Genomic DNA, 11,537 nt, shown 5'->3' on the forward strand with positions numbered 1-11,537 from the left:
CAACGTATTAAATTTAAGTCCCGTCACCCTACTTAATGTTTTGTTACATACTGGTGATTTTTCCCGCCGACCTACTTTCTTGCAAAGCCCTTATTTGTGTTAATTAAGGCAGCTTAGCGATGTCCGGAGAAAGGAAGACTCGCAGCTTGCCAATCCAGGTATTTTGGGCTGTCTGGCGATGAATCTGTTTCCTGAATTCCTTAGGGGCGATCGCTCGTTCGCTAGAATTGCCAATAACTGCTCATTTTGTATAATTCATAACATATCGCTCACTGCTAAGAATTTAAAAACAGCACAAGTTTAAACAGTCTTCCACCCATTGACCGCTCCTAATAGCCCACCAAGATGGGTAAAACAAATTAACTCTCCATACCCTATTATTTAAGGCTATTTTGCCTTTGCCCTTGGCCTTTGATAACAATTCAGTCTTGCCAAATTGGCTAGTTACTAAAGTTAGAATTAACTCTAGCTAGATTAAGGTAATAAGTCGAATTGATAAAATCCCAAAGTTAACTATTTCAATGGCAACTTAAAATTAACTCATTTACGAATTGTTTATAAACTTATTTTTTCAAAAAAATATTTTGACAGCCATCCTTATTGTTAAAAAAAAATGGTTTTTGAAGTGGGAAGCATTGGTTTAGGGAACTCGGCACGTGAATTAAAGATATTAATTAACCGACGTTACACCATTTGAGGATTATTGTGGGGAGTAGGGGTTAGGCGTTTCACCGGCTGTGAAAATACACGCCTTCAGGATACGAGAACCCATCCCATAAAAAAATTAAAATCATCCCGCTATTACGCAACCGCAATTAACCAGCCCATAAGATATCTTTCACTCTACAAATACGAACCGACCAGGCAGCAGATAAAATCCCCTCGCGCAAAAGCTGCGGAGGGGCAATGGTTAATAAAATTATTGGTTTTAAATTATCGATGTGTAGATCTCTTTTTGCAGTATCAAGAGGTATCGAGCGACCTACCGACCTATTTCGGCCAGTCGCTAAGATAATTTCCCGGCGAGAAACCGAGAAATTATCAACTAAATCAACCTTTTTTCTGGCGTTGGAGCTTAGTTTTCCAATTGGCGATCTCTTTCTGAGCAGGCTGATAACTCTTAGTACCCGACGGCACCAGCGAAGCAGCTTCAACTGCCTCTTTAAGCTTTCCTTGAGAACCGCGCAACAGAGCAATTTTGAGAATACTTTCGCTCCACTCTCCAATTAACTGTTGAGCTTCTTCATACTTCGGCTGACCGGGTGCAATTTTATTAGCTTGCTGGATGCCTTTACTGTAAGAAGAGGCAACCCCCCGCTTAATTTGACCCTTAGCAGCCGATAGCAAAGCAATATTTACATCCTGGTCTTTGGATAGCTCCTCCCACTGAGCGATCGCCTGTTTCGACTGATTGTAAACAGGCTGATTGACATCAGGCATCAATTTAGCTGCCCCGATCGCCCCCTGGAAGTCGCCCCGAGCAGCCCGCCCGTTAGCTATATCCAAAATTGTCAAACTCCAGCGCTCAATATCCTGCTGAGCCTGCGGGTAGAGCGGATCGCTAGCCGGAATCGTTCGAGCCTTAACCACTGCTTTATTAAAACTAGAAGCCGAACCATCCTTGAGGAAAGTTTTCGCCTCAGCCCACACCTGCTGGCTCGATGGTGGCTGCTTGGTTCCAGTCCCCGCTTGCACCGCCCGCGGTTGGTTCTGCGATCCCCCAGTACCAGTAAATTGTTGAGATCCAGAGTTTTGGGCATTGTTAGCAGGCGATCGAGGATCTCCTTCTTGCTGACCAACAAAAATTGATTTGTTCGTCACAAAAACACCCAACAGCAACACCAAAGCCGTAGCTGAACTCCATAAAACTAGCTGCTGCAAAAATGACTTATCCGACCCGCCGTTATGCTCATCCTCCGGCTTTTGCAAGTTCGGTCGATCGCCCCCCCGATCGGCAGGAGCCACAGCATTTGGCTGCGACACAGGCGGCATCTCAACCGGCGAATCCTGAGCGTTGCGAACTGCCGGAGGCAGATCCATTCGAGCCGTAGCCGTCGCCATTTGCGGGCGATCGAACCCATCAGCCGTACCAACTGTCATATTGCCGTTGCGTCCGGCCAACGCAGCAGTTGGTACCCCTGAAGCATCCGGCAAAATCACCAAATTAGCCTTTCCCGGAGGGTTCACCACCATCAAAGGTTCTTGTTTCGGACGCAAATGGTGGTCACACAGCTCCGGCAGTCGATCGCTCAAAAAACGGTCTAAACCCTTAATGGTCATGCACTGTCCCGATCGTAGCCCCTCCAAAAGCGCCGTCGTAAAAAACCCCTGACGCAAAGCCGAAGTTTCCCGCGAAACTTGATTCGGGCGGCAAGAAAGCACCGTCGGGATTTCCAGTGCCCGCGCCAGCTCGACCGTTTGAGAGCCGATCGTTTCCCCCGCTTTCACAATCTGGCTGCGGTTCATATCAACCAGCACCAATACCGTTTCCGTAGGAGCGTTTTTCAGAGTATTCAACAGCAACTCTACCGGAATCCCCGTACCCTGAATGTCAGCCGGATTGCCGTCAACAGGCATCAAATAATCCTTACCTTCATAGCTGACACCGTAGCCGCTAAAAAAACACCAGAGTAAATCTCCCTGTTGCACGTGTTCGGCGCAGAGGCTTTGGGTCAATCTCAGAATATTTTCCCGATTTGGATATGTAGATTGACCCCACAGCGACGGCGAGCTATCGGTCATCAGCAGACATCCATCCGGCGCAAAACCCGCCTCCTCAGTCAAAAAACCGTACAGGGCCTCTGCATCCTCTTGGGCATAACTCAAAGGCTGGAGTAACTGATATTGATTGATGCCTATTGCAATACAAGCGTGATTTTTCATCCCCATATGCCCTATATATATAGTGGACAGCTTGCACAAAACGATAACACATAGCCGTTTAAGGTTATACCCACTTTCGTCAGCACTCAGAGAGCAGTTGTCCGAAGGCAGAACTCCCAACAAGCCCCCAAATTTAGCATCCTAGAATTTTTAATTTTTATATTGCAGTGAAAAATTATACCCTGTGCCTGCCTTTAGAAAAATAAAGTTAAATTGGATACACAGGCCAGTCTATTTGACTCTAATTTTCACCAAACTACACCAAAAAGGAATAACCCGCCAATGGTCTCTACCGCTAAAAAAGAAATCTCCACCCACAGCGAATCGCTACTGAAGCAAAAGCATCCTAAAACTCACAGTCACTATAGGTTTCAGGATTTTTTTGCCTTCGATCGCCAGATGGGTACCATTGACGACTGGAATGAGTCGCGCAACATTTTTACCAGCGAGGACTTCATTATCGGTTTGGTGGAGGGGCTCGAAGAAGAAGTCGGCCCCGCGTCCTCTGTCATCATGTATACTATTGGTTGCCAGTGGGGACTCCAAGATTCCGAATTTTTTCAAAAATGGTTTAGTGCCGAATACAGCCAGAACATTCGCCAGTCAAATCTCATGTTTCTGCTAGAAACTTGGTGGTGGCCTTTCACGGCTCAAGGTTGGGGTCGCTGGGAAGTGGACATGAGCGATCGCAAACACGGCTGCATCTTCATCAACCTCTTTGACTCAGCAGTTGCTCGCACGTTGGGAGACGTAGGCAAACCGGTTTGTCACCTATACGCTGGTTTGTTCGCCGGTTTTTTCGGCTCTCTAGTCAAAAAGCCTCTGAGCTGCATAGAACTCCAATGTTACTCAATGGGAGAAACCTATTGCAAGTTCCTGCTTGGCAACCCAGATAAAATTGATGCAGCAGCATTCTGGCTCAACGAAGGTGCCAACGCCCGCGATATTCAAAATCGACTGCAACACGGTGAAATATTGCGGTAAACAACCTGGAAAGGCACATCCCCTGCCCTGCCTTTCCTCCCACCAATTTCGCGATTGAAAGTGCGATGGTGGATTTCTCCAGGCAGGAAGAAAGATGAAAAGTCAAACTTCATGGTTGGACCAATCTGTCCAAGAATTCTTTGGTCACTATAATTGGCTGGGAAAATCTTTAGAAACCCCAACTGGCTCGACCCCCGGTCAACTTCTGAGTTTAACCCAGCCAGTAGCAGACTTTTTTCAAGCTATTTCTTGGGAAGGAATTCCGGAAGTAGGTGCCCTACCCCTACCGCCACCCGTGCCAGTAATTTCTATTTCTGAACAAGCAGAAGTCACCATTGATGACCTATTTGACCTGTTTTAATCTCTGTACGGACTGGAAAATAAAAAATAGGGCAATCCCTCCTCCATCTTCCCTCACCCCTCTTTCCTCATCCCTCAAAATCAATTAGTTAAATCCGTTAAATCCCGTACATTGCTCGTTGCCGAATTTCCTTCCTTTTATCAATTACCGATTACCACTTAATTAAAATCATGCACCCTGAGATTGAGGCGCTGCTGGATCAGGCAGAAAACCGCTTTTTAAAAGGCGAAGAACTCATGGCTTTTAAGCGTCAAGCTGTAACCCTTGTCCAGCGCTTAAAAATTTACGAATTTTTGCGAGAGAAGGAAGCAAGCATCTTCCAACCAGTAGCCAACAAACTACAAGAAACATTCCCCGACGAAAAACAAGAAACCTTAGAACGATCGCTCAAACACTGGGTTTTAGTCTTGCGGTACTGCGCTATGGCTATGCTGCTGAACGATCGAAATTTTCTAGAACAGCGCCTTGTAGACTGGCTTTCCGGCATAGTCGAAGCCCACCAAACTTACAATATCGAAGCAACTGTTTGCAATCTGCTGCAAACTCGTTTAAAAGAATTGCTTTCCGAGCAAGCCCGCGCTATATTGCAACCATTTTTCGACCAAGCACAGTCAATTATTATTGACCAAGGTAATAAATAATCAGCTTTCTTCCCAATTTCCAATTCCCGATTCCCAATTCCCAATTTCCGATGATTAATATTGCCGACTTACTCAAACAGCCCCGACTCCCTGGAAACTACTTTGCCAGCGATGCCTACGTCCGAGGCGACCTCGAACTCGGCCTCCTGGAAAACCGCCGGGGAGATCGGCTTCTAGCGCTCCCAGAAACACTGATTCAAGCCATTTATATCGGCTTAGAAAAAGAAACAGGTCAAGCCTCCCGCCTCGTACTTTTCAACTGCGGTCGCTGGTGGGGTAAAAACTTCTACGTGCGTTTTTGCGAAGAAGTCAGCGAATACTACGGTCAGCCAGTTTCTGAAATGGAAATGGTAGAATTTCTTCAGGCCTTGCAGCAGTGTTGGAAAACTCATGGATGGGGAACATTTGAGCTTGATCCCAGCTATTCCGAACAGGGATTTTTAATAGTAAAAATTGCTAATTCTCTTTTTGCTAAAACAGCTCCCAACTCTAAGCGACCAGCCTGTTTTTTAGAAGCAGGTATTTTAAGTGCGTTCTTTAGTCAGCTTACGGGTCGAGAACTTCACTGCCTGCAAACATCGTGCGAATCATTGGGTTCGGACTGCAACCGCTTTATTTTAGGGCTGCGCGATCGCCTACAACCTGGCGATTCTATGGTCGAAGAAGGAAAAGACCATGAAGCTATTCTCAGTCAACTTTTCCAAAAAAACTGACTTATTTGACAGCTATTACTTTGTTATTAATAGCTGTCAAATCGATTGTTGGGCAGCCATATTATCCACTGTATCATCAAAACTGTGAGTTAAATTATAAAAAGGCATGAGTCAAAAAATTAGGTTTTAGCAATTTAAATAAAACCTGATTATAACGAGCAGCTAGAAAATTCATAACTTACTCTAGAAACTCATAAAATTTAAAAGCAATCAAAACCTCAAACATTTTGCTAGAACTTAATGGACGCCAATGAACTTCTAACTCGATATGCAGCCGGCGAAAGAGATTTTAGACTGGCAAATCTGCGCGGCATTGTGTTGAGTCCGATCGATTTATTCCGTTCCAACGATGCCCCAACTCTAATTTTGGCAAACCTCAACCAACACCAGCAACGACCCTACTTAATTGGTGCTAACCTTAGCGGAGCCGACCTCACCAAAGCCCATCTGAGCCGAGCAAATCTCAGCAAAGCTGACCTCAGCGGAGCCAATCTCACCGGCGCTAACCTCATGGCAGCTAGTCTGAGCGGCGCCAATCTCATCGGTGCCAATCTCACCGCCGCCAACCTCGCCGGAGCTCATCTGAATTGGGCAAACCTGACCGGAGCAATTCTTCCCCATACTAATCTCATAGGTGCAGATATGAGCGCCGCTAACCTCACCAAAGCGGTTCTCACCGAGGCCAATCTCAGTAAAGCCTATCTGATTAAAGCCAATCTCAATGGGGCAAACTTCAAAGATGCTTACTTAAGTCTAGCGAGTCTGAAAGAGGCAGACTTGACCGAAGCACAGCTCACCGGAGCCGAATTATCCAAAGCCAACCTAGCGGGAGCCAACTTAACCCGTGCTAACCTCAGCAAAGCCAACCTTTTGAAAGCTAATCTCAGGCGAACTAACCTCACTCAAGCCTATTTAAACGGCGCGTGCTTGAGCGGATCAGACCTTAGCGAAGCTTGCTTGGATAGAGCCAATTTGTGCAAAGCAGACCTCAGCAAAACCTACCTGAGAAACATTACTTTGAATGGCAGCCACTTAAGCGGTATTAACCTCAGCGGGGCCGACCTCAGCGGTGTAGACTTGAGCCGCAAACTTTTAACTGGAATTAATATGGCAGAGGCGTTGTTGAACGAAGCCAACTTGAGCGGTGCTTATCTGATGGAAGCTAACTTGAGCGGGGCCAACCTCAGCAAAGCCAACTTGAGTCTAGCCTACCTGATCAATGCCGACCTTTCTAATTCTTGTTTGCATGAAATTAACTTGAGCAAAGCTAACCTGAGTAAAGCCAACTTGCAGAAAGCTGACTTGACAGGAGCCAACCTCCGGGGAGCCATTCTCACTGAGGCGGATTTGACGGGAGCGAAGTTGATTGGAGCCACTCTTCCTAATGGCACAGTTTATCGGCGTTAAGTTGTCAACCCCCTTGATTATTTGCCTAGTAAAGTGCGGTTGATGTCCAGAATCGGAAAAAATAGGTTTCTTTCTTCCACCGTGAGATATTGTTTGAGAACCTTTTTCATCACATCGTAGGTCACGGTTGCACTATTTCTAACTTGAACAGCGCCTAAAATAGTTTGCAACCAAAGTAGTAGCCGATCGCGCAATCGTTCCGTATCATTAATCAACAGTGCTGCCGCCGAATGCCTCAACACCTGCACAATATCTCCACGGCACTTTTCAGTGACATCGTTAGCCCCCCGCCGAAATAAACTAGGGTCTAGAGACAGCATTTGTGCTTCCACTTGCCGTATAATTTCTGTTTCAGAGGCTTGAATTTTTTTATAAGCACTCATCCGGTGATTCAAAGACTGAAAGTAGTCTTTCAAAAATTGGAGTTCTTCTGCACTGGCGTAGCGTCCGTCTGCTTCCATGCTCAAACGCGCAAGTTGGCTCAACATAGATTTTTCTCTACTACTAAAATACAAACATATCAGTTTTAAGCTTCTTTAGTCCGAACTAAATACTGTCCTACTTGAAAGCGGGTTTCATTAAGCTGTGTAACGATAGAACGAGTAATTAACTTACCTGATTCTACAACTACTTGACCCGTAATTGGGTGTAATAAATCTTGCTGGGCCCGGCGGCCGATCAGAGCTTCGACATTTTCAATAGCATTAATGTACATCCCCGCAGGCAACTGTACAACCACACCCTCGCCCATAATTTGAGCCTGACAAGCAAGTCGCGAATTGGCTTTAGCCGTAGTAATGACTTCCAACGTCCTTCTCTCGCGGCGGTTCATGTCCGACAAGCCTTCCATGCCTTCTTTAATGTAAACATGGCAGGTAGCGCACATTCCCCGCCCCCCGCATTCCTTGAGAACGTCTAAGTCTTTGGAAAGTAAGGCAGACAGGATATTTGATCGGGTTTCGACTGCTATTTCCTCCGCAATTGGATCTAGTTTAATAATTTTAACCATATTGATGTTTGCTCCTGTCAAGTTCAGTATTTAGCAAGTTACGATCAACTTATTATTCAAAGCGCAAAAAAATTTGGCTAACACTCAAAAAGGTTAAGATGCCTTGACGACAGCATCGGCTTCTAGCTCTCTAACCCCTATGGCATAACCGCACTTCTGTTTTGGTCATCGCTGTTCCCTCGCCCCGATTCCCCAGCTTAGCCTTGAAAAGCTAAAACCTTAGATACTTTCTAGATGGCATTGAAAAAACTGTAATAGTCGCGATCGACTAAAATAGCAGCCACAGGTAGTTCCAGAGCGGGTCTCGGCATCCGGCAAGATTGATAGTGATTCCGAAGCTCAATAATTTTAGTAGGTGCGACTGTGCGATCGCTCTCAAGGAGGCTGAGAATGAACCTGAGATAACATAGGCTTTACCTGGCGAGCGATTCAAAAATTTGAATTTTTGTCAGAATTATTTACATATTTTAATACTAGCTCAAGCTTTTTCTATAATTAGACCGATGCAACATTCTAAGTACCGCATTTTAGGGCTAGTGGGACAAGGACAATTTGGTCGAGTTTTTTGTGCCAGCGTTCGAGAAGCTCCCCCCCAGGACTCCCGCCTCACCAGCCAACTGGTTGCTCTCAAAGAACTTAGTCATCAAAAAGCTCCAACTAGCGAATTCTTGCGAGAGCTGTGGTTTCTGATCACCTTGCAGCACCCGAACATTGTTACCTGCCGAGCTCTAGAACACACAGCTACAGGCAGGTACTTGGTTATGGACTACTGCGAGGGAGGAACCCTCCGCAACCTGCTCAAACAAGACCGCCCCTTGCGTCTGCTCGAAGGTTTACAGCTAGTCATGGAAGTTTTAGCGGGCTTAGACTACGCCCACCGCCGAGGCGTTGTTCACTGCGACATCAAACCCGAAAATATCCTCCTAACTTTAGGAGCAAAAGGTTGGTCGCCCCGGCTTTCTGACTTTGGCATCGCGCGTCGGCTGCCAGAAATTGGTACCACTCGCCTCCACCAAGAAATTTCTCCCGACGCTACGGTAGGTTCCCCCGCTTACATGGCCCCTGAGCGGTTCTACGGTCTTTTTTCCCCGATGTCAGATATATATGCAGTAGGAATTCTGCTGTTTGAATTGCTAATGGGCTACCGCCCTTTCGGGGGAACCCCCGGAGACTTGAGGTGGGCGCACCTGAATCAACGCTTGCAATTCCCCGACGCCATCCCCGAACCTTTGCAAGCAATAGTCAAAAAATCTTTAGAAAAGCTGCCAGCCCGCCGTTTTGCCAGTGCTTCCCAAATGGCTCAAGCTCTGCGGCTGATCATGTACGACCCCGCTGTCAGGCAATTGGGCGACTGCATTATTCCTTGGGAAAACCCCACAACCAGTGGTGATAAAAGCCTGAAGTCTGAAACTGAGTCTTTGCTAGAAGTTGAAGAGCAAAAAGCATCACTTTCGGCGATTAATTTACTTCGGACTGTGCGCTATTCGCTTTCGCAGCCCAAGCCACTGATACTTCCAGCACCGTTGACCGCTTTAATTGCCACTGAAACGTATCTCTATGCTGCTGTAGGTACAGAGGTGAAGGTTTGGTCTCAGCCGGGAAAACAGCTAGTTACAGAAGAAATGTCTATTTCTATTTCATTAATGCCGGAAATCGTGCGCGGCATTTTACCTGTTTCCAACGGCTGCTGCGTTCTCACTCCCCAAAAACTTTACTGGATCAATGAGGGTTCTTGGGAGCCTCAGTGCTTGCTGGATATGGGTTTTAGGCAAGGTCCAGATGCTTTAAAAGCAGCTGTAGACTCTTACGGCAACTGGTTGACAGTAGCGGTTCCCGGCGAACTGCGTTTTTATTCTTTAGCTGCAAACAGCACTGCTGGCGATCAGAAAAAAGCCCTGAAGCTGATCGCTACTGTGCCGTTACCAGAACACTATTTACCAGAATTAAAGTTTTTGGATCGGCGACACGTCTTAGCAGTCTGGCCGGACAATGAACCAAAAAATCCCCAAACTATTTTTAGAGTTTACACTCGCCGCGGCACCTCGGTGGGTTCTGTGCGGTTGTCTGCCAGCGTGGGACAGATGCTGTTGACACCTGAGCCTTATACTTTGCTGGGAATTCCTCAAGGTGGTAAAGCGGCGGTGCTGTTGATGAAATTGTGGCCACTCAAGGTAGCACGAATTCCTCTTGAAACTTTGCCCGTGTCTGCTTGTGTGGCTAATTGGGGATGGGTGTTGGCAGATGTTGGGGGGCAGATAGAAGTGTTAAACAGTCAAGGGATTCAAGTAGGGAGTTTTAGCAGCCCCGCCTCACCCCGGGCGATAGCTCCCTGGGGGAATAAAGGTTTGGTGATTGCTGTCAATACTGAGGAAGAGAGTCACTTGCACTTTTTAGATGTAGATGTTGAGGAGAGCAACTCGCCCTCGATCGTCAAAGGCTGAGAACTGGCGTAACTGATGGAGTTTGGGGGTGTAATTCAGGAGAGTGTATTTGCGGCCGATCGATTCCTGGGAGTTGGAGCAGGGCTAGAGGACGGTGTCGTGTCAACTTCTGGATTGGGAATCAGAGAAATTGTTAAGGGCGATCGGCTCAATCTGAGACCCAAACGTCCCTCAGTAAAGTCCAAGAAATACAGACACGACTTACATATATGACTCATGCACCAGCCTGCTTCTGTCGTCCTAACCCCATGATGCAGCCTCACACCTTACACTCTAACCTTGCCTTACCTATACTCCAAGTAAGCCCCCTCATCATGTTGAACCACTGAGTTCTTCACCCAGGCGCGGTAGATACTCCCCTCAAAAGTCCAATCTTGCCCAAAAAAAAGACCCCATAGTTAAAAGAGGAGTCAGCCAGGGGATACCGGAGCGTTGAAGGAGAGCCAAAACCCTTGGTATGTATAGGTTCAAAAAAAAGTCAAAAATATTTTCGCAAAACGCTTGACAACTCTGGGGAGAGTTGATACATTAATAAAGCGCCAGAAGGGAAGCGGTTCACTGAACCCGCCGAACCGGAAGGTAAAAACTGAACCTAGAAAAAAGAATAGTTTGAAAGCTTAAAGCACTTTAACCTCGTCAAAAAAATCAAGATAGAGAGTAACGGCGAGAGCTGATACTCAATATCGCAAACAACGAGAAAAAAGTCAAGGGAAAAAAACCAGCCTTCAGGGCTGAGTGGAAATAGCTTGACGAGCCGAAAAAACAATCCAACACGGAGAGTTTGATCCTGGCTCAGGATGAACGCTGGCGGTCTGCTTAACACATGCAAGTCGAACGGAGTAGAAATACTTAGTGGCGGACGGGTGAGTAACGCGTGAGAATCTGCCTTCAGGACGGAGACAACAGTTGGAAACGACTGCTAAGCCCCGATGTACCGAAAGGGAAAATATTTATAGCCTGAAGATGAGCTCGCGTCCGATTAGCTAGTTGGCGGGGTAAAAGCCCACCAAGGCGACGATCGGTAGCTGGTCTGAGAGGACGATCAGCCACACTGGGACTGAGACACGGCCCAGACTCCTACGGGAGGCAGCAGTGGGG

General features: G+C 46.7%; 9 protein-coding genes and 1 rRNA gene. 7 read left to right on the forward strand and 3 right to left on the reverse strand.

All coding sequences use genetic code 11. From position 1 onward, the window contains the following. Positions 1 to 1,050 precede the first annotated feature (1,050 nt). Positions 1,051 to 2,883 (reverse strand): caspase family protein, encoded by a 1,833-nt coding sequence (locus QUB33_RS27575; protein ID WP_333357233.1) that lies wholly within the window; start codon positions 2,881 to 2,883, stop codon positions 1,051 to 1,053. A gap of 282 nt (positions 2,884 to 3,165) precedes the next feature. Here QUB33_RS27575 and QUB33_RS27580 point away from each other — a divergent pair, with 282 nt between their 5' ends. The 5 genes from QUB33_RS27580 (at position 3,166) to QUB33_RS27600 (ending at position 6,989) form a co-directional block, all read left to right on the forward strand. Further along, complete coding sequence (locus QUB33_RS27580; protein ID WP_333079508.1) at positions 3,166 to 3,867, forward strand: V4R domain-containing protein; 702 nt, start codon at positions 3,166 to 3,168, stop codon at positions 3,865 to 3,867. A gap of 94 nt (positions 3,868 to 3,961) precedes the next feature. Continuing rightward, positions 3,962 to 4,228: a hypothetical protein gene (locus QUB33_RS27585; RefSeq protein ID WP_190736888.1), complete on the forward strand. Its 267-nt coding sequence runs from the start codon at positions 3,962 to 3,964 to the stop codon at positions 4,226 to 4,228. Between the two features lie 170 nt (positions 4,229 to 4,398). Then, positions 4,399 to 4,869: a phycobilisome protein gene (locus QUB33_RS27590; RefSeq protein WP_333357237.1), complete on the forward strand. Its 471-nt coding sequence runs from the start codon at positions 4,399 to 4,401 to the stop codon at positions 4,867 to 4,869. A 50-nt stretch (positions 4,870 to 4,919) separates the two neighbouring features. Then, complete coding sequence (locus tag QUB33_RS27595) at positions 4,920 to 5,582, forward strand: V4R domain-containing protein (RefSeq protein ID WP_333357240.1); 663 nt, start codon at positions 4,920 to 4,922, stop codon at positions 5,580 to 5,582. Between the two features lie 240 nt (positions 5,583 to 5,822). Then, a complete protein-coding gene (locus QUB33_RS27600; RefSeq protein WP_333357243.1) occupies positions 5,823 to 6,989 on the forward strand; it encodes a pentapeptide repeat-containing protein in 1,167 nt (388 codons plus the stop codon). A gap of 17 nt (positions 6,990 to 7,006) precedes the next feature. Here the strand turns inward: QUB33_RS27600 and QUB33_RS27605 are convergent, their stop codons facing one another. Next, positions 7,007 to 7,477 carry a phycobilisome protein gene (locus QUB33_RS27605; RefSeq protein ID WP_333357247.1) on the reverse strand — a complete coding sequence of 157 codons (471 nt, stop codon included), beginning with the start codon at positions 7,475 to 7,477 and terminating at the stop codon, positions 7,007 to 7,009. Positions 7,478 to 7,515: 38 nt separating this feature from the next. Beyond that, entirely contained in the window at positions 7,516 to 7,998 is a 483-nt protein-coding gene (locus QUB33_RS27610; RefSeq protein WP_006635922.1) for a 2Fe-2S iron-sulfur cluster-binding protein, read from the reverse strand. A 503-nt stretch (positions 7,999 to 8,501) separates the two neighbouring features. Here QUB33_RS27610 and QUB33_RS27615 point away from each other — a divergent pair. Next, positions 8,502 to 10,439, forward strand: coding sequence for a serine/threonine-protein kinase (locus QUB33_RS27615; RefSeq protein WP_333357250.1), 1,938 nt, complete (start codon positions 8,502 to 8,504; stop codon positions 10,437 to 10,439). Positions 10,440 to 11,208: 769 nt separating this feature from the next. Further along, positions 11,209 to 11,537: ribosomal RNA gene (locus QUB33_RS27620) — 16S ribosomal RNA — on the forward strand; the annotation flags it as partial.

The sequence above is a fragment of the Microcoleus sp. B3-A4 genome, from assembly GCF_036705385.1.
Classification (GTDB): domain Bacteria; phylum Cyanobacteriota; class Cyanobacteriia; order Cyanobacteriales; family Microcoleaceae; genus Microcoleus.

What these genes read in the sequence shown, in the direction of transcription:
- QUB33_RS27575 (WP_333357233.1), bottom strand. Translation starts at nt 2,883, where the DNA reads ATGAAAAATCACGCTTGTATTGCAATAGGCATCAATCAATATCAGTTA.
- QUB33_RS27580 (WP_333079508.1), top strand. Translation starts at nt 3,166, where the DNA reads ATGGTCTCTACCGCTAAAAAAGAAATCTCCACCCACAGCGAATCGCTA.
- QUB33_RS27585 (WP_190736888.1), top strand. Translation starts at nt 3,962, where the DNA reads ATGAAAAGTCAAACTTCATGGTTGGACCAATCTGTCCAAGAATTCTTT.
- QUB33_RS27590 (WP_333357237.1), top strand. Translation starts at nt 4,399, where the DNA reads ATGCACCCTGAGATTGAGGCGCTGCTGGATCAGGCAGAAAACCGCTTT.
- QUB33_RS27595 (WP_333357240.1), top strand. Translation starts at nt 4,920, where the DNA reads ATGATTAATATTGCCGACTTACTCAAACAGCCCCGACTCCCTGGAAAC.
- QUB33_RS27600 (WP_333357243.1), top strand. Translation starts at nt 5,823, where the DNA reads ATGGACGCCAATGAACTTCTAACTCGATATGCAGCCGGCGAAAGAGAT.
- QUB33_RS27605 (WP_333357247.1), bottom strand. Translation starts at nt 7,477, where the DNA reads ATGTTGAGCCAACTTGCGCGTTTGAGCATGGAAGCAGACGGACGCTAC.
- QUB33_RS27610 (WP_006635922.1), bottom strand. Translation starts at nt 7,998, where the DNA reads ATGGTTAAAATTATTAAACTAGATCCAATTGCGGAGGAAATAGCAGTC.
- QUB33_RS27615 (WP_333357250.1), top strand. Translation starts at nt 8,502, where the DNA reads ATGCAACATTCTAAGTACCGCATTTTAGGGCTAGTGGGACAAGGACAA.